Raw genomic sequence first — 24619 nt, 5'->3', positions numbered from 1 at the left:
TCTCCTGGGCTTCAGGATGCTCTAACAATACTTCGCCGATGAGAGATTCTTTGGTGATTGTAGGCATGAGAGTAAACTAGATATTTAACGACGGTTAAGGAAATAACCGATAACACTGGTACTAGAAATAAATTCCCTAATAGTTGATTGCGTAAAAACGGCAACCCATTAATATATGATAGCATTAAACCGGCCGACGTGTGGGCGTACATACCACTAAGCTGCCAGACACCAAAATTCGTCCACAAATAAAAGAATAGTGTTGTTATCATACCAAACCCGGTGAACTTTAAACTATCCTGCCAAACTTGAATAGTTTTACGCTGTCGTCTTTTTAACAAAGAACTAGCTAAACCAATTATCGCCCAGGCACTCCAGGTGTAGAGCATAATATTGGTATTACCTATTACCATATCCGTACCAACGACACTACACAAACTAACTAGTAATCCCAGATACGGCCCCAGTAACGCCCCCGCTATAATCGATACACTAGTTAAAGTTTCAACATTTGGATACTCAAGTAATAACAATCTACCTAATCCACCCAAGACAATTAAACTTATTGCGATTATTAAATTCTTTTTTGTAAAATGTTTCATTTTGAATCGTACTGCACCATCCCCCCGCCCTTCCTATTCTAGGAAGGGAGCAAGATAATTTTTCTTACCCCCTCCTACGATAGGAGGGTTGGGGAGGTGTGTTGTTGGTTAACTACACTTAGAATACCCACAGTTAAAGCAAGTTAGGCAGCCTTCGGCCATGGCCATGATACTACTACATTCCGGACACTCTGGGGAGAAACCGGTGTTGGCTACCGACGAACTGGCGGAAATTAGTTTATATTTGCCTTCGGCTTTTTTCACCGTGGTTGTCATAGTGTCTTCCACCATTTGTTCAACTTCAGCTTGTTGTTGCGCCGGGGCTGGTTTTAATTCAAGGTCTTGCATGTGTTGGCTGAGCACCTGCGCGATAGCATCGGGAATAGATAAAATCATACCGTTCTTACCAAAGATCGGCATTGGTCCACGAATCCCTTTAATTTGCTCAACCACAGTTGGCAATGGGATACGAGCGCGTAAGGCGAGCGACACCAACCGACAGATCGCCTCAGATTCTTCCGCAAACACTCCACCGGCTTTACCAATCGTGGCGAACACTTCAAATGGTTTACCGTCTTCATCATGATTAACTGTTACAAACATGGTACCGTAACCAGTTTTAATCTTATACGTGATGCCAGCCACTTTTTCTGGACGCAAACGAGGTGAAATAATCGCATCTTTGGTCTCGGTTTTGTCAGGTTTAGCGGCTGAGTCTTTTTTAGTGTCGGTTAAACTGGTCAACACGGCTTCACTGCGTGAACCATCTCGGAAATATGTTACTCCTTTACAACCTAAATCATACGCCTTGATATAAAGCTCTTGTACTTGTTCTTGCGTGTGTGTATGTGGAGCATTAACCGTTTTACTGATACTAGAATCAACATAGCGCTGAATCGAAGCTTGCATGCGCACGTGTTCTTCTGGTGTTAACACTTTGGCACTAACAAAATAATCAGGCATGTCATTAACATCAGGGTGTGCATCCTTCCAGGCTTTATATAAGGGGTGATACACCGTATGTACACCTAAACGATCTTTGCGTTGGAAAGCAAAATCATAGACTGGTTCAATACCAGAACTAACGCCAGCCAGAATACTGGTGGTGCCAGTGGGAGCTTGAGTTAATAACACACCATTGCGTAAACCTTGCCGCGCGATGGTATCTTGCAAAGCCTGAGGTAAACGTTTAATGAAAACTCCTTGCATGAATTTATCCTTGTCAAAAGCCGGAAACGGACCTTTTTCTACCGCTAATTCACTGCTAGCGGCATAGGCTTCATCGCGAATGGTCTGATGCATCTTTTCAACAATCTCTAGTGATTCTGGGCTACCATAACGCACGTTCATTTTTATCAAAGCATCGGCTAACCCCATAGTGCCTAAACCAGTGCGTCTAATGCGCCGTTGGGCCGCTTCATTTTCTGGGAAGAAATACTCAGTGGTATCGACTACATTATCTAAGAACCGAATAGCAATCCGGGCTACCTTTCCCAAACGATCATAATCAAAAGTATTATCGGCGCGCACACAGTTAGCTACGTTGATTGATCCTAAATTACATACACCCCAAGCCGGTAAACCTTGCTCACCACATGGATTAGTGGCGATAATTTCTTCAAAGTACCAAGCATTGGATTCTTTATTGTAACGTTCTTTGAACATTAAACCTGGCTCACCAGATGCCCAAGCGGATTCACAGACAAGATTCCATAAATCTCTAGCTTTGACTGTTTTGTAAACTTTACCGCGCCATTGTAGATTCCAATCGGCATTGGCTTTGACTGCTTGCATGAAACTATCCGACACACACACCGACAAATTGGCGTTAGTAATTTGACCCATGGTACGTTTAACCGTGATGAATTCCATTACATCAGGATGATCAATATCCAACATGAGCATTAATGCGCCTCGTCTTGACCCACCTTGAATAATCAAGCCGGTGGCAAAGGAATACAATGCCCCAAACGAGACCGCCCCGGAAGCGGTGCCATTGACCCCTTTCACATAAGCCCCGCGCGGACGCACACTGGAAAGATTCACTCCCACACCACCGCCTCGGCTCATAATTTCCACCATCAGTTTAACACTATCCAAAATGCCACCTCGACTATCATCGGGTGATGGGATAACAAAGCAGTTATATAACGTTAAAGGTACGCCAGAGCCCGCGCCGGATAATATTCGGCCACCTGGAACAAAATCGAAACCATTTAATATACTATAGAATTTTTCTTCCCACTCTTGTTTTTTGCTATCAGTTTTTTCAACAGTCGCAATGGCTTTAGCTACCCGCTGCCACATTTGTTCGGGAGTGTCTTCGATGCGCTTGCCTTGGTCGTCCTTTAAAGTATAGCGATCGAAAAAGACGTCTTTGGCTAAGCCCTGCAGATTGTACATAAGATTATGTTGATTTATCTATATATAGTGGTTAGAAACAAAGTATACCACAATATATTGTGTTGTCACTGTGGATAACCTAGTAGCGCTCTAATGTTCAATACCAAGCCTAGGGGCAAAGTTGACGTAATTGAAATAATGCTTAGCCGGTTGCATCACGGTCACTAAATCGGCCAGATTAAAGAGCGCCGGGTGCGCTTCAGCGCCGGTTAGAACTACTTCAGTTTCACGGTGACGATTATCAAGAAAATCAACCAGTTCTTCAATTGGCAATAGACCATAGTGCACCGCTGAGGTAATTTCATCTAAGATTAGAACATCCGGGCGTTGTTTACTGCGCATCGCCTGGCGAGCATAATCTAAACCTTGTTTCGTAAAATAAGCATCAGCGGCTTGAAGTGCATCGAGTGACAATAAATCAGCTCGACCAAATTGAACAATTTCGATATTAGACCCTAATTTCTGAAAGGCTAGAAACTCACCGGCATCTTTGTGCCCCTTTAAAAATTGAATCATCAAGACACGATGGCCTTGCCCAGCCGCGCGTAACAAAACACCCAAAGCCGCTGAGGTTTTACCTTTACCCGCGCCGGTATAGAGATGAAGATAACCTAATTTTTTCTTTGGCTGATGTGACTTGGTTGGCTTAGGATGAATATGCATAGTGGTTTTTAAGTTTTTTTCTTATGTTTGTTCATTAGGCGCTCAACTTCTTCCTGAAAGGATAATAAATCTTCAAAATCTTGATACACTGAAGCAAATCGGATATAGGCTATTTTATCAATTTTTTTCAAATGACGCATCACGATATCCCCAATCGCCTTTGATTCAATCACATCTTCGCTAGTGGCGGCAATTTGAATATCCCGCTCAATCCCCGCTACAAGTTTCTTAAACCGTTCGTCATCTTTAAGACGTTTTTCTAAGGCAATGTGTAAACCACGGGTAATTTTTTCTGTAGAATACGGTTCCATTCGACCAGCCCGCTTTTTTACCGTCAAGTTAAGAATTTCGACTTGTTCTTTGGTGGAAAAACGAAACTCACATTTCGGACACTCCCGTCGCCGTCGAATCGCCATGCCATCATCCATGTCACGCGAATCGACCACTTTTGTATCCGTAAATAAACAGGCTGGGCAGATCATAGTTCGTCAGTTAGTATAGATCATCTGCCATAAATAAACCATAATAAAAAACATATTGACACACATAAAACTGGTAGAGACATGCCATGGCATGTCTCTACCAGTTTTATGTTAATTGTTGTTCCTTACATCATCTTCTTCCGAATGAAGGCCGGTACCTCTAAATCTTCATCGGAGGAATTATCTACGGGAGCTTCGTCCATGATATTTTTGTTGCGGAAAGTATTACTGGTTGCAACGGGCATATCTTTATCTTCGCGTTTGCTAAATGGCGTTTGGCGCACAGCTTGAATTTTTTTGGCGGCTTTGGCTGGTTGACCAAAACCAGTCGCTACGACCGTTACTTTAACTTCATCACCTAAAGATTCATCAACATTGGATCCAAAAATAATCTTGGCGGATGGATCAGCCGATTCAGTAATCACCCGAGCGGCTTCATTGACTTCGTACATACTCAAATTTGGTCCACCAGTGATGGTAAACAAGATACCCTTAGCTCCATCAATACTCAATTCTAATAATGGACTATCAACGGCTGATTTAGCTGCCTCTACAGCTCGATTCTCACCCGTGGCTTTACCGATCCCCATCAAGGCCGAACCGGCGTTGGCCATAACCGATTTTACATCAGCAAAGTCAACGTTAATTAAACCTGGTACAGTAATCAAATCAGAGATTCCTTGCACACCTTGAAATAAAACATTGTCGACAGTTTTAAAGGCATCAAGTAAAGATGTTTTCTTATCAATAATTTGTAACAAGCGATCATTTGGAATGGTGATAATTGTATCCACCGCATCGGCCATTTCATTATAAGCGGCATCGGCAATTTGGTTACGTTGCGCTCCTTCAAATTGAAATGGTTTGGTTACAACGGCTACTGTTAACGCACCGGCATCACGCGCTAAACGAGCAATAATAGGACCAGCCCCAGACCCAGTACCACCACCTAAACCACAGGTCACAAACACCATATCCGCTCCCTTGAGCATGGCGGTTAATTCTTCATTAGTTTCTTCAGCGGCTTTCGCTCCAATGGCAGGATCCATACCGGCACCTAAACCGCGAGTTGTACTCTTACCAATATGGATTTTGTTCTTAGCTGGATTATGGTGTAAAGCCTGGGCATCGGTGTTAATAGCGACAAATTCAACCCCTTTTAAACCACTGTCAATCATGCGGGAAACGGCAGAGCCACCGGAGCCACCAACGCCCACCACAAGAATCTTTGCGAATGTTTCTACATCAGGTTTAACTTCTACATATTTACCATTAGCCATATAACACTTTTTTTGTTCAATGCTAAGTTATACAATTGCCAATGATACTAGCAATAGTATATTACGTCAATAGTTCTGAACACTTTTTGTGTCCACACAAATTTATGGTAGTAAACTCTTAAACCACTTCTTCATTTTTGTCGTGGCATCGCCCACTACAGAAAAACGAGCTAGTGAGGCTAAACCACCAGCGTGCGGTTGTTCATTCATATTTTCTCCCCACAAAACCAGGCCTAATGCAGTCGCAAAGACCGGATCTTCTATCTTATCAATAGCTGTTTTGAACTGACGGGGTGTACCAACTGAGGCTGGTAATGAGAATTGTTTTTTAGCCACCTCTGTAATGCCGGTCAACTTAGCACCACCACCGGTTAAAACTATACCAGCTGGTAACATGCCATGACGATTAATGACTTTTAATTCTTTATTCACTAAGGTAAATAATTCCTCTAAACGCGCTTCAATAATTTCGGCTACTTCGCGGCGTGAGACACGACTATTTTCATTTGGATCAATTTCACGTAAATCAATTTCTTCATGCTTACCCACTTCATCCGGAACAGCTGTGCCAAAGCGAGCCTTGATGGCTTCAGCCACATCAACAGACGTGCGTAAGCCAATGGCAATATCATTAGTGATGTGACCAGAACCGACTGGGATAACTTTGGTATGAATCATATCCCCTTCTTCAAATACCATTATGCTGGTGGTTAATCCACCCATACTCACTAAAGCCACACCTAATTCTTTTTGTCTTTTAGTTAAAACTGCTTCACCGACTGCTAATACACCCAGCACGAGATCTTGAATATCTGTTCCGGTACGATAAACACACTTGGTTAAATTTTTGATTTGCGCGGTTAAACCCAAAATAATCTGAGCATCAACTTCTAACTTTATGCCGGTCATGCCAATTGGATCTTTTACGCCAGATTGATTATCCACCTGAAACTGATGTGGAATCACATGTAAAATTTCATAGTTCGGTGGGGTGGCTACGGTCTGCGCGGCTTCAATGGCGCGTTGCACATCATCTTCACGAATTTCACCATCGGCTTTAGACACCGCCACTACGCCATGACTATCTTGCGCCACAATATGACTACCATTAACACTCACATAAGCTCGCTCGATGGGAATGCCGGTCATGCGCTCAGCTTTATCTAGAGCACCAGAAATACTCGACACCGCATCTTCGATGCTGGTCACAACTCCTTTGTTGATACCTTCAGCGGGATGCTCAGCAGCACCAATAATATGTAAATCACCATCGTGCTGATTGACCTGCCCAACCGCAACACGAATAGTCGTTGAGCCTATATCTAATCCAGTAATGATGTCAGCGCGCGCCATGGTACTATTGTAGCAATTGCACCAATTCAAGGCAATAAGGTATGAACACCATCGCAGCAATCAAAGCCGCCCCTACCGAAGCTAACAGCACTGTCGCTGCCATCATATCTTTAATAATGCCAACATAAGTGTGCATGCGCGGTTTTAGGATATCAACCAGCTTCTCAAAAATGGTATTAATCACTTCTAACACTAAGACACACACTATCATCATAGTGAGCACAATAGCTTCTGGTAAAGTAACACGAAAGAATACCATCGCCAGCACCACTAACACAGCTATACCGCACTGTAAGCGAAAATTCTGTTCATTGCGCCAAACATACTGTAGGCCTTGAACAGCATAGTAGAAACTGTTATGGAGTTGTCGTACACTAATCATAATTTTATTGCCTGTAAAATACGTTGTTCGAGTGGGCGCATAATTTTAGCAGCCGTGGCTTGTTCATGATCATATCCAAGGATGTGTAAAAATCCATGTATTAATAACCAAGCTAATTCTGAACGTAGTGGGACTTGTTTGGCTTTGGCTTGCCGCTTGGCTTGTGGATAACACAGTACAATTTCACCACCTTCTGGCCCATACGGAAACGAGAGTACATCTGGAATGTAGTTTTGCTGACGGTATGTCTTATTTAAAGCCTGCATTGACGTATCACCGACTACATCTACACTGATAAAGTCATAACTGTCTGGAATTTTTACATAACGCTGCAGAGCTGAAAATATAGTCTTTATGAATGATTCCGTCACCAGCTGAGCAGATACACGCTTGGATAACTCAAGTTGCATGATTAATTCAAGGAAAAGCTTTTCACCATTAACTGAAAGGTATCAGGGAAGAACAATTCAGCACTGGTGCCATAACGATAACTGACAGCATAGACATAATCATTATCAACAAAGTAAGCGGTACTACCGTCAGCACTCCAGACACCCTTTAAACCGGAAAATGTTGTCACCGGTTTTACACTAGTTTCGGCTACTTTGTTGGTTTCAACGTACCAATCTAAGGCAGTTAACCCAGATGGATTACTAGTGACACTAATCGCCACGAACTGTCCCGCTAATTCAAGGGTATTTGGCGTAAATAATATTTCAGTATTATCACCCTCCGTTAAGGCATCGGCAATCCACTTGTTTGGATGTAACACAGTGTAACTATACATACTATTTGTATAAGTATCGACTAAAGCTGCATTATCAGATATTTTACCAGCACTCGTAGCATTAGTTGGATCATAACCGGCGACTACTTCAACACCGTCTTTATAACCATCACCATCCGTATCAGGTAAATCGGCTTTAGTTCCCCAAATTTTTTCTTCGTCATTGGTTAAACCATCACCGTCAGTGTCTTTGGCCGGGACACTAATATTCGTGTTGGTATTTACCGGAGCATTTACATTAGTATTAACGTTGGTATTTGTGTTAACAACAGCATTGGTATTTGAATTTGTATTACTATTAGTGTTGGCATTATTAACATTACTGACATTACTATTAATTTTATTCGTGTTACTGTTTGCATTGCTGGCATTCACAGCATTAACATTATTGTTACTTGTGTTAGTAGTACTAGTAGAAGTTGTTTTGGAAGAAGTGGTTGATGTAGTGGTTGTGACTGGAGCTTTAGCCAATACTAAGAAATAATAGGCTACTCCACCAATCGTAGCGAGCACCATTAATATTATTAGCACAATTAACACAATGGTCAGTTTTTTTCGCGGCGGTTTTTCACTACTCGGGCTGCTACCGGCCGGATTAGTCGATAAAAATTTTTCTGGCATAGCATAAACCTGCTCGTCGCTTACCCCTTGCACTGGAATTTGCACAGGTTGTGGTGGAAATGATGGGGCGGGCAATGGTGAGGTTGGTGGAGTGGCCGGAAAAGACGGTGGTGTAGTAGGAGTGGGTTGTGGCGCGGCTGGAAATGGAGTAGCTGCGCCTTGGGGTGGTTGTGGAAAATCCATAATGTAATTTAAGTTATTTATTTTGGTAAATCGAACAAACGTTTAGTTGAATCAGGATTATTAGGGTCATAGAAGTGGGTTACTTCATCACCGTCAGTGTAGCCATCACCGTCCGTATCAGGATTACGCGGGTCAGTATCATAAACCCGTACTTCCTCACGGTCGGATAATCCATCTTCATCGGTATCCTTCTTTTTTGGATTGGTATTTAACACCAATTCTTCCTCATCTGATAATCCATCATGATCGGTATCCACACTAGTAACATTAATATTGGTATTAGTATTGATGTTTGTGTTGGTATTGATAGGAACCGTGACTGGTATATTAGTATTGATGTTTGTGTTGGTATTGATATTGGTAGGAACGGGTGATTGTGGTTTAGGCAATGTCTGCCAATATAAATAACCACCAACCACTAGACCACCTAATAGTAGCAAACCTACTAGCACTATGGCAATAATCCATAGCTTACGATGTGATCGGGGATAAACTACCGGTTCATATGGTTGCGCAACTGGCTCTGGTTCCGCTCCCGCTGCGGCATTAACAGATTCAGCGAAGATATCTTCAACATTAGGGTCAATCGGCAAAGAGTTTGGCATACAGGGTATTATCTGTCGTCAATGTATTATTGACCAGGTAGTTAAAGGTCGAACACCCTCCGGAAAAACCACTGATTTTAGTAGACACAGCTGTGGTACCATCAGAATATGTCGTGCATGGATCATACGAGTAACTCTGTCCCCAACTACCTAAACCGGTATAATCTAGCTTGGAATATAAAGCAAATTGATCAGCCGATTGATATTCATAAAGATAAACATGAGAATCAGTTGGCCCGAAGAATTTTTTGTTTACCGGATCCCAACATGAGCCAGAGGCATCATAGTATTTATTATCGTCCGGCGCGTATGGGCACTGTGTGGTTGCATCGGCAAAAGTATTAACCGGATCCGTAAACAACGTCTGCCCCAGCGCATCGCCTAACACTGCATCCCAAGATGGCCAAACTGACGTGGTTAAACCGGTAATATATGAACCACTGGTTAAATCTGGAAAATCATTTACACCATTACCGTCACTATCATGATAATAATAACTACTTAATAAATAAGCGATCGTACCTAAGTCGGTCACCCGGTTGGTATCGATGACTAATTTAGCTTTTTCTAAGGCACAATCGGTTGATAATGTCTCATTACGATTAAATTTGAAACCATCTAAAATAGCCGTGACTACATCAGTCGTGGCACTGGAGGCATCGGCACTGTAAGCCACTACAAACATGTAAGATGATAAAGTACCATAATTAAGATCTTCTTCTTCCTCCCCCTCAACCTCTATAGAATCATCGTGATCATCCAAATTATTGGCCGCCACATAAACAGTATTACCGACTGTGACAGCATCATAACCATTCACTGTGGTTGGAGTAGCGGTAGCCGAAGGGTTATTGGTATTTAGCATATACCATAAATCTGGATTGATACTATCCCAAGGTGAAGCTGGTGAACCGTCAATATCGTTTGGATAAACCCGTAACACAATCAAGTTATTATTAGTAGTGGCATCATTGGTAGTCGCAGCAGTATCTTTAAAACCGATTTCATAAATAAAATCTTCCGTGTGACCATATTCTTCAGTAATTTTAGCGCTATCTCTACTAAACACCTCATCAAACTCAGCCATATCACCCTGACAGTATGACCAATATAAGTTGTAATCACTGTTACTATAAGTGACTAATTTATCTGGATCACAGTATTGAAAATCGTATAATAAACTATCGGTAAAAGAATTATTCCAACCTTGTTCAACGGAACCATCTCCAGTGATGGAAACTTTTACTGTATCAGTATGTTCACCTTCAGCATCTGGTGTATCAGCGGTGAGAGTTTGATTAGGCACATCCGTACTGGCACCAATAATGCCAGCAATCGGACAGATATCGGCTTCTAAATCGGCTAAGGTGGTATAGGTTGGTGTCCAGTCATAACTCCAAGAAAAACCAGGTTCTGTACCATCATCAATTCTACTAATCGCCTGACTATCACCGGAATAGGTGGTAGCGGTGATATCTTCCGTTTGCCCTGATTCATTAAAGGTATAATCATGGTCAATAAAGTCACTACTATCCGCCTCTAATACTACGCTGGCCGGACCACACTGGGTCGAATAATCAGCCGCTGATGCAGTGGTAAAAGTGTATTTGATATAACCATCATGACACACACCGAGTGCACTCATGGTCGCATCACAGCCAATAGCGGCACCGGTCGTGGCTGAAATTACACCCGATTGATGCTTTGTGCCTGACACAATTGTATCCTGACTACGAATGATCAATTCATAGTCAGTGTCATAATCCAATAATTTTGTCAGATCTAAAGTTAACTCACTGCCGGTTTTGGTTGGAGTAATTGTGCTCAACACTGTTTCATCACTAGCTGTGTCATCAGCTGAAGATGGGCGTAAGAAAATATATTTATCAAAGTTATCGCTCGTATCAGTGGCGGCACTGGTAGTCATGCCTTCACTAAATTTCACATGTAGCTGCACATTGGCGCAAATATTTGTATCACCTGGTTGAACAGCCATAACCGGATCAGTAAAGGCTACTACTGGCTGACCAACACAAGTACCACCATCGACGGCAGTAGTGGCAGTATCATCGTAGATACAACTGGAGACATTACAGCATGAATCCGGTTGAGCGCGGCAAAACCCAGTACTTGAGGTGGTACAACTACCAAAGGCGGCATCATAGGTGAGATCACAATTCAATGCATGATCGGCGGTACTGTTACATTCCCCACACGAGGCACAAGAAATTGGAAATTCAAGACCATTACTGACGCACTGAGTATTATTTTGAGTGGTAGAAATTACGTTGACATCTCCAGTTTCACTATCACTCGGCACAGTTGTATCGTATTTTGTACTGGAATATGTCGTCCAATCTATGATTGCTGCTTGATCTGAATAGTATTGAGCAGAACCATCTAATGATACAAAACCGGTAACATCTTTTGAACATTTCAAACTGGTATCAATCCGATCGGCATAACACGTGTCTGAATTTGTTACTACACAACTGGCCGACCCAGTTGTAATCTGACAAGTAATAGTTGTATCAGTGGTATCGGTATACACACAAGCACCAACGGTGGCATCGTAAAAAGTATTGGCATTGGAGGTGGCCGGACCGGAACTGCCATTAGCACAAACTTCACTGGTATCAGTCGGATTGACATAATACGTGTTACTTTCTGTGAGAGTACAAGAGGTATCACCCGCCGTGATTTTGCAGTCACCTAAACTAGTAGTACAAGCGCAATAACCATCAGCTTCAGCGCGGAAATTCTCACCGGTTAAAGTAACATCATTAGCCACTGGGCTGTAGACGGGATTAGCATTACACAACACTGGCAAATCAACTTCAGAGCAGCTATTATCCATAGTAAAATCAACGGCATTGCTGGTTTGAGCGATCAACTCCGCATTCACTGTACTAACCTGTTGCACTTGCACACTAGCTAAATCAGTGGTGGCATCAGTAAATATACCATCTGGTGCTGTGACAATAATCTGGCGGTTACTCCACTCTTGCGTTTCTGAACAGGCTAACTCGGCTTGAATACCATCCATGGTAACGGTACTTCCCGGAGTGGAACTGGCGGGATCATAATAAGACCCAAAATGACAACCCTGAATAGTTACCGGTTGCCCGACGGCACCATGATCTGGACTAAGCTTAGTAATAACCGGCGCACAAGTACTGGCCACACAAGTGGAAGTACAAGCACTGGAAGAACAATCACTGTCAGTGGTACAAATATTGCACTGCTCGGCCGCTGCACACTGCCCGGCGTTACAACAACCGGTGGCACAATCAAAATCGGAACTACAACTCACATTAAAATTCAAAGCGTTACTGGTAGAAGTATCGTCCTCCAATTGCACACCTTCAGAACTACTAACAGCCCCTTCTGGTACGATAGAGTTGTTAATTTCATTGGCACTAGTCCAAGTTTCAGTGCCATCAGTCTGAACACGACTGATTGAACCAGCAAAAGTGACTCGCCGATTGGTGGTGAAAAGATCAAAGTGGTCACCAAATAAATCGGCGATGGTACCTTCTTGGCCACGAGCTGGCTCTATTCTACATAAACAAGCTGTTGGGTCACTACCCACCGCACAACCCTCAATGGTGTCAGACAATCCGTAGTAACTCTGTAATGTTACATCGTAGGTGCCCGGGGTAACTGAACCATCTTCTGGAACTTGTACCACTACTTGATCGGTATTCCAAACGTCACCACAGTAGGTTGAAGCTGGAGTTGAGGCGGTAGTACTACCAAAACTGATACTGCCAGCACCACCGGCGGTAAATGTACTTGAAGTAGCTGAACAAGTTTCAGAACCAGCTACCACACATTGGGTAGCACCATCTTCCACACGACAAGTGCGGCTAGTACCATCAGTCATGATACAGTCACAACCCCTAAAATAACCTAAATCATAATTAGCCTCGGCTGATTCAGTGGTACAAGTGCTACCTAACTCACAATATTCCTCATTTAAAGTACAACTGGAAATACCACCAGATAACAAACAGGCCACATCACCTTCATCAATCGTGCAGGTTTCACCGTCTGCTTTTAAACTGGTACACGTACAATAACCCGATTGAGTTTGATCACTACCAAAATAGCAACCATTTAAAGTTAAACAACCACCGGCTCCAACCGTAGCTGGGGTAAATCCAATTACATCTGGAGCACAATGTGACGTGGTGGCATCACAATAGGTATCACGACAATCGGCCGTATAGCAATCACTATCTTGCGTACAATAACCAAAATCAACCTCAATATCAGCTGAATCTGACACACCTTCGATGGAGGCAGAGACAGTAGATAAACCATCATTGGTTTCGCCGGCTCCCTGTAAACAAACAGTATCATAACCATTAGTTGTAGTATGAGTCAGACTACTACCAACGACATCGCTACCGGTGGTGCTATTGCTACCAAAAGTTAATATAGCAGGTTCACTTATATCCCAAGTGTAATCCCCCACCGCATCAAGCATCAAACAATCAGCCGTGGCCGGACGAGCGCGCAATGAATAGCTTGTGTCTTTATAATTATGATTATCCAGACACGCATCCACCGCGTCATAACCCGTGACACGTTCCGTGGCTGGTGAAACTGATAAAGAATCTACTTTACAGGCACTAGTATCATCTCGCACTTTAAAATTCCAGGCGTAATCACTATCTAAGCCCACACCAGTGCTGTCAGTCACACTTGATGGTATAGTTACTTTATAGTAGTAACCAGCCGAAAAACCACCGCTCGGAGTGAAGGAATATTCACTAGCCGTACTGCCGGCACCATAAGCTGAATCGAGAAAACCGCTAATATACTCACCAGTAATTGGCGTACAAGTTGTATCATCGAATGGTTCTGTATTATTACACTTATAAATCGCCACGCCAGATTCAACCGCAGTATCATCCATAGTCGTGGTGAAAGCAAAATCAATCACACTATTAACACAGGCATTATCACTCGAACTGGTTGGATTTGGTAGATAATAGGTGCCGGCACTGAGATCACAACTATAAGACTCAAATAAACTAGGCGGTTCGGCACAGGAAATTTTAAAATCTAAACTATTACTAATACCAGTAGACCCAACTGAAAAACTATACGTATCTAGAGCAGTTACCGGCGTGCCATCCGTGACAACGGTCTGACTAAGATAGGTTTCATTATACACATTCCAACTAGTCACCGTGCCAATATTAACCTCACCAGAAGATGATTGAAAATAAACGGCACCATCATCTCCAAAATTTTCTCCTAAGGCCGTGACACTATCGGCTCCAGTATCACTACACTTTGGTACTAACTCACACAAACCAGGGCCAGGTGTACCGTCGGTTACGGTAAAGCTTAATTGATTACTATATTTACCGGCGGCTGTAATAACTTGAATGGTTGGTGTATCATCAACATTTAACCCCACTGGTACACGCACAATAATACTGGTATCGTCCCAACCATCCGCACAAACGAATTCACCGGCCACATCACCAAACCACACTTGACCACGCTCACTGCCAGATACAGCTGGATCATAATCACCGAAATGCTTTCCGCGAATGGTAATATACTGTCCAACTGGCCCAGTGGCTGGTGAAGTACTACGCAGATAAGGTGAAGCTACTACCGCCACTTGCGGTGAATCATCGGCACCATTATTATTTTCCACACTCACTACCCCGGTTTGACTGGCCACCGGTAAGCGCAAAGAAATACTGGAACTACCAGTATGGCTAACAAAACAACCTAATGTAGTATCGTGCCCAGTATCAAAACAATTTATTCCAGCTGCCGAGATATTATCGTTAAAATTAACATCATAAAATGGATAAAGATAATCACCGGTTAAAGTGGTAACACCAGTATCTTCATCTCCACTGGTACCGATTGGTGCTTGATCTTCACTGTAGTAAGAATCTTCTTGGCTGACACTATCAATATTCGGTACACAATATGGTTGATCGCCGGTCGTAAATGTCCAGGGATAGGTGGTGGCAGCCGAATCGATATAATCATCCGTTGGGCTACCTGTCATCAGAACATCAAAATTACCACTCAACGGGTTGCCGCATGTATCATAAATGGCGCCAGTAAACTGATCGGTCGCTGGGTCACCACTATACAAACTAATGCCATACTCAGTGTTACTATCTAATTGGTCTTGCGGAGAGGTAACAATAGTATCATCCGATTCCCCACCAATACTGGTTAACCGAATGTTACCAATATCTAATGTATCGGCTACAACGTCAGCGGCTTTGAATAACCAAAAATTATTATCAGATGGCGATGCCGGATCAAGGCTTTCCGAAAATGATACCTGCAGTGTTGGGTTCAAACAAATATCCACATCACCGTCAGCTGGAAATGGTGCCAGTTCGGCCACATTAACAGTTGGTGGAATATCATCGGTGGTGGTACCGGTGCTGAAAGTAAAAATCCGTTTTGAATCACTGGAGGATAAATTATAGACCGCGCCGGTATCTGGGTTAATCCCTTCGATGGCACTGGTTAATTCTACCTTATAAGTAGTATCAGCCTGATAATCACTGGCTGGATAAAACACCGCTGCAGTTTTATCTTCAGAAAAGGCATATGAACCATCTACCACGCTACCATCACTCGGTACAGTTACTTTAAAACTACTCGCCGTTACAGTTGGATCATTCAAAGGATAAGAAAATGTCACCGCAATTACATGGCATAATGGGACATCAGTTTCTTCATTGCGTGGATTAGAATGATCAATATAAAAGGGCGAACCAGTCCCTGGTGCATAAGGTGCAAATGGCGTGGCATAAGTTGAATTTTGGGCATCACTCGCCGCTAATAATTGATTGATCACATAAGTAGCTATTCCCCAGGCCGACAAGACAATTACTAAACCAATCAAGGCATTACGTAAAATCGTTTTTGCTTTATTGATCTTTTCTTCTTCCCCACCCGCAAACATCCAAACAAAACCACCATAAATTATTAGAATTACAGCCGCTAAAGCCAGTAAACCTAAAGACCAATTGATAATTGCGATGATAATATCAATCGGTGAGGCTGTACCTAAAATCAACCCCAAGTCTGTATTCATGATTTGGCTAATAATTCTTTCAACACCGCTGATACCACTTTACCATCGGCCTGTTGCCCTAATTCACTCATGGCTTGTTTCATAACCACACTAAAATTTTTATCCGGACTCTTGACCACTAGGGCTTGCAGTTTTTCTTTTACTTGAGCAGCGTCAAGTTGAGTTGGCAAATAATGTTTAATAATTTCTAATTCAGCTTGTTCTTTATTCGCTAAATCAACTCGCCCGGCACCTTGATAGGTGGTGATACTATCGGCTATTTTTTTCGCTTCTTGTTTTAAAACAAGCAGAGCCCGCTGATCATCATCAGTCGAGCTCTGGTTGTCGATCGCAGATTTTTGCATGGCCGCTTTTATACCACGGAGCGCCAACACACGAGCATCATCCTTACCTTTTAAGGCCACCACCATATCGGTCTGAATAGTTGTATAAACGCTCATGTATTTTGTGTTTTTTATCGGCGTGGTTTACGTTTGCGGTCTTGCGTTAAATCAAGCTTACCAATTTTACGCAGATGTTCACGTTTAGCATGTGATGCGCTACGCAAAATTGCACTACGCCGTTTTAGACGCTTACTCACCGGCCGTTGCCGATGCTGTTTCTGCTTGATTAGTATCATATTACCGCTGGCTTGCACCTTACGCACAAAGCGGCGCACCAAACTTTCGTTTGATTCTGACTCGTTACGAGCTACTCTTATTGCTGGCATAAAATTTTCACCTCCTTTGGTGAAATTAATTTAATAATTGCACGTGGACTATAACACTATAGTTTTTGAAAGTCAATTACTTGAATTCGACACAACCTCTACTCCCCCATCTCTTTTTAGATGCCAGTGGAAGGTGTGTTTGCGGTTGATGAATTTACCAATCTTTACACCCACATTGTGTTCACCTTGTCTGACTCTAATGTAGAGTGGCGGTTTGTAATTAGTGATGATGACACGTTTGGCTTGGCGGGTGAGTTTGTTGCCCTGAGTAATTCTGACTATGATTAAGGTGGCATGTTCATTATGTGACCACCAGAAGATACCATTATCGTAAGCTTCTTGTTTGTAGAGAGATTCTTGTCTGAGACGATAGGTACTACGCACTTGTCTGTGGTTACTGATCCTTATTTGATCGGTTTTTATTCCACCGACATAGAGCTGCATGTACTTACCGTCTGTTACTAGAATACGTGTACTATCGGGTGATAGTTTGTATCTGAAGGCGGTATTACCATTGAATGGATCAATGATGACACTGGTACCATCTTGGTAGGTGATATGCAGCTTACCGGATTTGGTTTTAGTCATGGTGTCTACGGTAATATGAGCATCAGGATCGACTGGTGGAGTAGTATCTTCGACTGGGGTGTCTATCACTGTGACGGTGTTACCTACTACGACGAGATCATTGTAGATGATGTCTGTTGAACTAACTTCATAGGCTAGGGTTACTTCCATGTCTGGATCAACGTTGGTATCCGTCACAGCTGCGATGGTGACAGTTTGCGGAGTTGACCAATTGTCTGGGGTAAAGATTAGAGTAGTTGGATCTATGGACACCTCCGTACCATCAGTGATGATGACCATGACATCACCAGTCGGTTGAGAATCTAGGACAACGGTGTAAGTAGCTGAGTCGCCTCCTTCAGTGAGAGTGATGCCACCAGTTGGTGCGGTGATGGTGAGGCCGGCGGTAGGCAACACTGTCGCTGTGTCATTGTCTGTATTAATTACTGAAACATTGTCTGGGTTCAGATTATTGTAGTTAGTATCACTTGAAGTAGTGGCGTCTAATATTATAGAGTAGGTTATATTTCCATCATCAACCTCATCATCAACTCCGGTTACTGTCACAGTCTGTGGTACAGACCAGTTGAGTGCGGTGAAAGTAAGAGTAGCTGCAGAGACTGTTCCTTCAGTGGTATCTGAGGAAGAGAGTGGCATGGTCATATCAGCAGTCGGTTCAGATGTTAGTACTACAGTGAAAGTAGCAGTTGTGCCTGATTCGGATGTGTTTCCGGAAATAGTTCCAACGGTTATTCCGGCCGTGTCGTTATCTGTGACATTAGCTGTGACATCGGCCACCGTTATGCCAGTATAATTTCCATCTGATGAAGTAGCCACATGAGTAATAGTAGCTGTTTCTGGACTAGTTTCATCTAAACTGTCATTTGCGGCTGTAACGGTAATATTTTGTGATGTAGACCAATTGGCTGAGGTGAAAACTAAAGGATCACTCACTGACACATCTGCATTGCCAGTGGCAGTGATAGTGACATTGGCAGTGGGTTCGGTATTTAAGACTACGGCATAAGTGTCTGTTGCTCCACCTTCAGTGACACCGGTTGAACCACTGGTTTCAGTGATAGTAACGCCGGCTGTATCGTTATCAGTATTAGTCACGGATACATCTGCTGGATTAATCGCATCATAAACAGAATCAAGTGTATTGCCGGCATTTACTGTAACTAAACTCTGGTAAGAAATATTGCCATCATCCACATCGTCATTAACTCCGGTCACTGTAACAGTTTGTGGTGTGGCCCAATTCACTGAGGTAAAAGTTAAAGTAGACCCAGTAGTAACAGTACCTTCAGTAGAATCATTTGAGGTGGAGTCTACTTCAACATTTCCGGTTGGTTGAGTATTTAGAACAACCGTGTAAGTAGCTGTACCATTAGCTTCGGTGGTATTTCCGGAAATAGCTCCAACGGTTACTCCAGCAACATCATTATCTGTAATGGTGAAAGTATGCTCCGTATTGGCACCCAAGGTGGCATTGGTGGGCGCGGACAACGTAACAATAATGGTTTCATTGTCGTCATCTATCTGATCATTCACTATAGTTGGCGAGATGGTGGTAGACGTATTACCGGCCGTGATCGTAGCCGTGCCACTCGCCAGTGTGTAATCGGTTCCACTACCCGTCGCCGTACCACCGGTGACCGCATAGTTTACGGTAACATCTTGGAAATGAGCCGGAGATAACGAGATGGTTATAGTAGGAGCGGCGGTTGCTTCAGAACCACTTGAGGTAGTAGCGGAAAATTCAACTGTACGTACGGCCGTATCTACCACAAAAGCCACCAGGCCACCGCCTCTTGCCACCACATACGCTGAACTATTACTGGCGCTATCTATGGCCAAGACCTGCCAATAGTAATTACCATCGGCCAAAGCGCTGCTGGTATAAGAAGTGGCACCTTGAGCCCCAAGCGCGGACGTGTAGTCTACTTCAGGTGAAGCGAAGGTATTGTTATTGTCTATCTGAATATGGTAGCCAACCGTATCGTACGCGTTAGTGTCCGTGATGGTAAACTCGAGTGTAGGGGTGTTGTCACCGGTTGTTGAACCGTTAATAAAACCTGCCGGACCAAGGGACGCGGGAAGGTTGGGATCATTGTTAGCTGAATTCAGAGTAATTGTATCTATTTGTGCCAGAGCCGGGCCTAATAAAAAGGCCTTAACTTTTAGCGATCCGGCGGATAATGAAACAATGTTGAGCCGTAGAACGGTTAGACTATTCCGATTGGCATCCGAGCTAACCGCGGTCCAGCTGCTGCCATCAAAATATTTCCAGGTAGTACCGTTGTCATTTGAAACCTGATATTCAGCACCATCGATATCACTTGGACCGTAAGTAACGGTGATACTATCGATACTGTCAAACTTCTTCGCGACATTCGTTGCAATAGACGAAGTGGCGTAAAGCAAAGCCGAGGTAGAAGAGCCGATGGCCACCGTAGGCTCCGTGGCGGCGTATTGACGATCACGAATCCAATCCCAATAAGCCTCATAGGCCTGACCGGTAAATGAATTATCGTATCGTTCGCCTAAAACGATCGGTTCAGAAGAAACGGCATTAGAAATATTAGGAACGGATAAATACGATGTGGCCGGAGTAGAATAATTAACCACCGAGATATCAACTTTACTAGAAGGTTTTGCGGTAATTGTAGTCAGTAAAGTTGTAGCCGCGGGATATGTTCCCCCAATAGCACTCCACCCTCCGTCATTCCGGTAATAAACCGTGCCCGGCTCTCTCATTAGACCAATACCATTAGACACGGACAGGTAAAAGCCCGCAGGCGTAAAACCATTACCAGGCGCGGAGATGTAGCGCGATTTCATCTCTAAGATGGTGTCATTACTAAAGGTGGCAATTGAAGTTAAACGTCCCGTAGTACTTGTCCCCTTTAATTCACCTCCGGTTACGGTAAACCCGGTACCGTCAGTTACCGTCCATATGCCGGTGTCTACCGCTACACCCGAAAAATCGTCAAAAAATACGAACGTGTTGGCTCCGCTACTCGTAGTCATAGCCGCCGCATTCCCATAAAACATAGTGATATCCGTGTCCCCGGAAGCAGCCAGACTATCCACTTTTACCCAGACCTCAATGCTTGAAGTGCCGGGCGAACAGGTCTCTATCCAATAGCTCAAAACATTACCAGAACCTCGTCTAAATCTAAGATCGCTGCAGTCAGCATTAACAGAAGCAAAACTGGCAAAATTACCCGCGGTGAGCGTTACTTTAACCTGAAAATTCGTCAAAAGACTGTTGGCGTTGGTGATAGTCAACGTCCTTTTATAGAGCCAAGCCGCGAAATCTGAGTCGGGTACGGTTGGAACGCCCGTCGCATAACCACCGGACACTGAAATTTCTGCGTCATTGTAGGTATAGTCACCGGCGGTACTGAAGTCCCACGTAGAAGCGGAAGCACCTGAATCAGTAAACCAACAATAGGTGTTCCCCCCGTTAGTAGAATTGGTGTTGGTTACATCCGAACCTAAACAAGCATTGGAATCGCTGACAGTCACATAATTAACATTAAATGTTCCGTTAGCCGCAAGACCGGTCAGTTGTCCACCTGTTGTACTGCCAATAATAACATTGTGACCGCTTGTCCCAGTTAACGTTAGGAGACCGGAAACGGTTTGAATGGTACCGGCCGTAATATTAACCGTCTTGTCAGAGGTAGTGACCGATAAATTATTAAAAGTATTAGTTCCTGAAATAATTGAGGTTCCGGTAGTGTCTAGAACAACCAGACCTGTCCTACCATTGAATGTACCACTGTTTGACCAATTCCCCGCGACGGTCACTTGATGATTAGTAGCCGAAACATCAAACGTTCCAGCCGTCACTGTAAGATTACCGTTAACATCCAGGGCTTGCCCGAGTTGAAAAATATCCGTAGCGCCGTCGGTACTATTAATGGTCAAATGATGATAGTTAGGGGTGAGCGACGTTATGGTATAAGTATCAGCTGCGCTGTCGCCATCGCCTGTATACGTCACGGTGGAACCTGAGCTTAAAGTTGGTGCCGTGACCGTCTCGCTCCCTCTTAATTTCAATGTACCACCATCTTGAACTGTGAAGGTGCCTCCACAAGTAAAATTAAAGCTGCCTAAACTAAAAGTTCCCTCAACAACATCACACGTTCCGGTTGAATGAGTAAGATTGGTTGTGAGCTGTGCTTCTCCGGAAGCCTTATTTATCTTGAAGCTGCCAGGGTTGAACGTATTGGCAGCGTTCTGCGCTATAGTCTGTGTTCCGGTACCATTGAGTTCCACTGTGAGGTTGGCGCCACTGAACGCATCCGTGGTACTCATACTAAAATTACCACCCACGTAAAGTGTGTAGGCTGAAGCGGGGTTACCTATCTCACCATCCGTACGAGTGAAATTTCCCGTGATAGTAATATTGGAACCAAAAGTCGTCACTCCACCTGTTCGATTGAACGTCACGTTACCCGGCAATGACGTAGTGCTCAGTGTAGTTGTTGGCGTGCTGTCAAAAATAAAGGTTGGTGTACCGCCACTCGCCGTAATAGTGCCACTATTCGCAAACGTACTCGAGATGGTCATGTCAATAGCGCCAAGCTGGAGCGTCTTTTCACTGCTAATCGTAGCTGTTCCGTCTATATGGAGCGACGTGGCATTTCTAAAATCATTAGTCGTCCCGCCGAACGTAGCAGCGCCATTAACTTGAAAAGTACCGACCCCGGCCGTAAATGAGCCGAGATTATTGATACTATTGATCGCAATATTTCCCGTTGTAACCAATGTGCCACCCGCCTGTATAACTAAATAGACGTCACTGGTTTGACTGGCGGTTATCGTTTGATCAGTGAGAACCGTAAAACTATTTGAAGCCCCGACACCAATCACGATCGTAGCTCCGGTGGCGGTATTAAGATTAACAGGAACCGAATAGCTAGTCCCTGTAATATAGGAATTTCCACCGGCCCACCGGCCCATGGTCAAAGTTCTGCCGGAAATATCAAAGGTACCATTATTGGTAAATATTTGCATGATTTGAATGTTGGTTACCGCCGCGTTTACCGTCAACGTGTCTCCGGTACCGACCGTAAGATTCCCTCGAATATCAAAAGAAGTAACCGCATTTAAGTTGTTTGTTGCACCGTCAAATGTGGCGTGGCCGTTTACTTGAAAAGTACCGGCGCCCGCCGTAAATGAACCGGAATTACTCAATGTACCCATATTTACATTTCCCGTTGAAGTAAAGGTTGCGCCCGCCTCAACGGTTATGCCGCCATCACTTTGCAAAAAACTAGCGGTGAGCGTTTGCCCGTTAGGCACCGTGTGGTTACTAGCACCGGTGTTAATCGCAACCACCAAACCTTCCGCGTCAGTATTAAAGTTTCCTGTATGTACGATAGAGTTGCCACCACAAGCCCAACAACCGGTGATCAAAGTTCTTCCAGATCCATGCAAGGTTCCACCGCTAAAGGTAAACGTATTCTGCACAGTCCATGTTCCGGAAGTGGGTGTGAAAGTACCGCCACTCAGAGTAAATGTGCTATTGAGATCCAGAAATGACGTATCTCCAGCGTAGACTCCTCCGGCTTGTGTCCAGGCACCGTTCACCGTTAAGGTTCTGGCTTGAGTGATGGTTCCGGTAAAGCCGGCTAGAATATTTACTCCAGCCACCGTACCACTAAATCCGGCACCGGAATCTATGGTAGAAGAAGTATCCGATACAGCCGGATCAAAAGTGACTACATCACCTCCGCCTGGACACGCATTCGAATCCCAGTTCGTGCAGGTGCTCCACAGCCCATCACCTCCGCCATTATCCCAAGTTCTTGTTACCGCATAAACTGGTCGTCCAAAGACATCTGGAAACATTATTGAAGCCGTCACATCAAACATGGTGACACAGCTAACCAACAAAACCGAGTAAGTTAAGGTTCTTAAACGCATCTGCCGTTTATAGAGGGCATGTTGGGTATATGATGCGGCGTAACCTTGATCGGTTAAATCGTAAAAGGTTTGAAAACTTTTTTGAACTGGATAAAATAATAAGACTAAAACATGGTAGAAACCTAACCAGATATGCAAAAACAACAAAACAATCTTTGAGATAAAAGACTGTTGAGATTTTTTTGAATGAAGTGTTATTTGTTTCTTAATAAACATGTTCATTAAGAAACTATTATAACATTATTACCTAATAACGACAACTTAAGTAGATCGTACAAAAATTGTTCTTAATTGTTTTCGTCTCATTTTATAATCCGGAATACTTTGTGCGACTAGCTCCCAAAATTTATGGGAATGATTGAGTTCACGTAAGTGGCATAATTCATGCACGATAATATAATCAGCCAAATGCGGTGGTAACTGAATGATCCGATAATGAAAATTTAAATTGCCGTGTTTAGAACAACTCCCCCAACGCGTCGCCTGATTTTTCACAGACACACGCTGATAAACAAAACCATAAGTTTGATTTAAATGTACCAAACGATTCTGAACAAACTGTAATGCCTGACTTTTTTGTTGTACATATTCTGTTACCGCCCCGGCTAAATAACCGCGCCGCATTTGTCTTCTAACTTTGCGTCTTCTAATTCGAAAAAATAACTTCATGCTCCACTAATTATTCGACACAACCTCCACTCCCCCATCTCTTTTTAGATGCCAGTGGAAGGTGTGTTTGCGGTTGATGAATTTACCAATCTTTACACCCACATTGTGTTCACCTTGTCTGACTCTAATATAGAGTGGCGGTTTGTAATTAGTGATGATGACACGTTTAGCTTGTCTGGTGAGTTTATTACCTTGAGTAATTCTGACTATGATTAAGGTAGCATGTTCATTATGTGACCACCAGAAGATACCATTATCGTAAGCTTCTTGTTTG

16 protein-coding genes are annotated in these 24619 nt (G+C 43.5%); all 16 read right to left on the bottom strand.

The window, feature by feature from the left end:
• Nucleotides 1-11 precede the first annotated feature (11 nt).
• Nucleotides 12-602, bottom strand: a complete 591-nt coding sequence (locus WCV88_02590) for a DUF6580 family putative transport protein (protein MFA6475069.1) — start codon at nt 600-602, stop codon at nt 12-14.
• Between the two features lie 108 nt (nt 603-710).
• Complete coding sequence (locus WCV88_02585) at nt 711-3005, bottom strand: adenosylcobalamin-dependent ribonucleoside-diphosphate reductase (GenBank protein ID MFA6475068.1); 2295 nt, start codon at nt 3003-3005, stop codon at nt 711-713.
• Between the two features lie 90 nt (nt 3006-3095).
• Entirely contained in the window at nt 3096-3668 is a 573-nt protein-coding gene (locus tag WCV88_02580; GenBank protein MFA6475067.1) for a cob(I)yrinic acid a,c-diamide adenosyltransferase, read from the bottom strand.
• An 8-nt stretch (nt 3669-3676) separates the two neighbouring features.
• Complete coding sequence (gene nrdR, locus WCV88_02575) at nt 3677-4150, bottom strand: transcriptional regulator NrdR (protein ID MFA6475066.1); 474 nt, start codon at nt 4148-4150, stop codon at nt 3677-3679.
• 125 nt (nt 4151-4275) lie between these two features.
• Nucleotides 4276-5430 carry a cell division protein FtsZ gene (gene ftsZ / locus WCV88_02570; protein ID MFA6475065.1) on the bottom strand — a complete coding sequence of 385 codons (1155 nt, stop codon included), beginning with the start codon at nt 5428-5430 and terminating at the stop codon, nt 4276-4278.
• A gap of 102 nt (nt 5431-5532) precedes the next feature.
• Nucleotides 5533-6783 (bottom strand): cell division protein FtsA, encoded by a 1251-nt coding sequence (gene ftsA / locus WCV88_02565; GenBank protein MFA6475064.1) that lies wholly within the window; start codon nt 6781-6783, stop codon nt 5533-5535.
• 4 nt (nt 6784-6787) lie between these two features.
• Entirely contained in the window at nt 6788-7165 is a 378-nt protein-coding gene (locus WCV88_02560; protein MFA6475063.1) for a diacylglycerol kinase, read from the bottom strand.
• A complete protein-coding gene (gene ybeY / locus WCV88_02555) occupies nt 7162-7575 on the bottom strand; it encodes an rRNA maturation RNase YbeY (protein ID MFA6475062.1) in 414 nt (137 codons plus the stop codon). The genes WCV88_02560 and ybeY overlap by 4 nt, the downstream gene beginning before the upstream one ends.
• A gap of 2 nt (nt 7576-7577) precedes the next feature.
• Entirely contained in the window at nt 7578-8756 is a 1179-nt protein-coding gene (locus WCV88_02550; GenBank protein ID MFA6475061.1) for a hypothetical protein, read from the bottom strand.
• Nucleotides 8757-8773: 17 nt separating this feature from the next.
• Nucleotides 8774-9361 carry a hypothetical protein gene (locus tag WCV88_02545; protein ID MFA6475060.1) on the bottom strand — a complete coding sequence of 196 codons (588 nt, stop codon included), beginning with the start codon at nt 9359-9361 and terminating at the stop codon, nt 8774-8776.
• Nucleotides 9339-16457, bottom strand: coding sequence for an Ig-like domain-containing protein (locus tag WCV88_02540; protein MFA6475059.1), 7119 nt, complete (start codon nt 16455-16457; stop codon nt 9339-9341). The genes WCV88_02545 and WCV88_02540 overlap by 23 nt, the downstream gene beginning before the upstream one ends.
• The gene (locus tag WCV88_02535) at nt 16454-16897 is read right to left on the bottom strand and encodes a GatB/YqeY domain-containing protein (GenBank protein ID MFA6475058.1); all 444 of its coding nucleotides are present in this window, start codon (nt 16895-16897) and stop codon (nt 16454-16456) included. Before WCV88_02535 ends, WCV88_02540 begins: the two co-directional genes overlap by 4 nt.
• Before the next feature lie 14 nt (nt 16898-16911).
• Nucleotides 16912-17166 (bottom strand): hypothetical protein, encoded by a 255-nt coding sequence (locus WCV88_02530; GenBank protein MFA6475057.1) that lies wholly within the window; start codon nt 17164-17166, stop codon nt 16912-16914.
• 72 nt (nt 17167-17238) lie between these two features.
• Complete coding sequence (locus WCV88_02525) at nt 17239-23892, bottom strand: DUF2341 domain-containing protein (GenBank protein ID MFA6475056.1); 6654 nt, start codon at nt 23890-23892, stop codon at nt 17239-17241.
• A gap of 45 nt (nt 23893-23937) precedes the next feature.
• The gene (locus WCV88_02520) at nt 23938-24345 is read right to left on the bottom strand and encodes a M48 family metallopeptidase (GenBank protein ID MFA6475055.1); all 408 of its coding nucleotides are present in this window, start codon (nt 24343-24345) and stop codon (nt 23938-23940) included.
• 6 nt (nt 24346-24351) lie between these two features.
• The coding region (locus WCV88_02515) for a hypothetical protein (GenBank protein ID MFA6475054.1) at nt 24352-24619 on the bottom strand (268 nt) is incomplete at its 5' end.

This window comes from Patescibacteria group bacterium (assembly GCA_041665365.1).
GTDB lineage: Bacteria > Patescibacteriota > Patescibacteriia > UBA9570 > UBA9570 > UBA9570.
The sequence above is the reverse complement of the archived record's forward strand: the minus strand, read 5'-3'. Positions and strand labels throughout refer to the sequence as shown.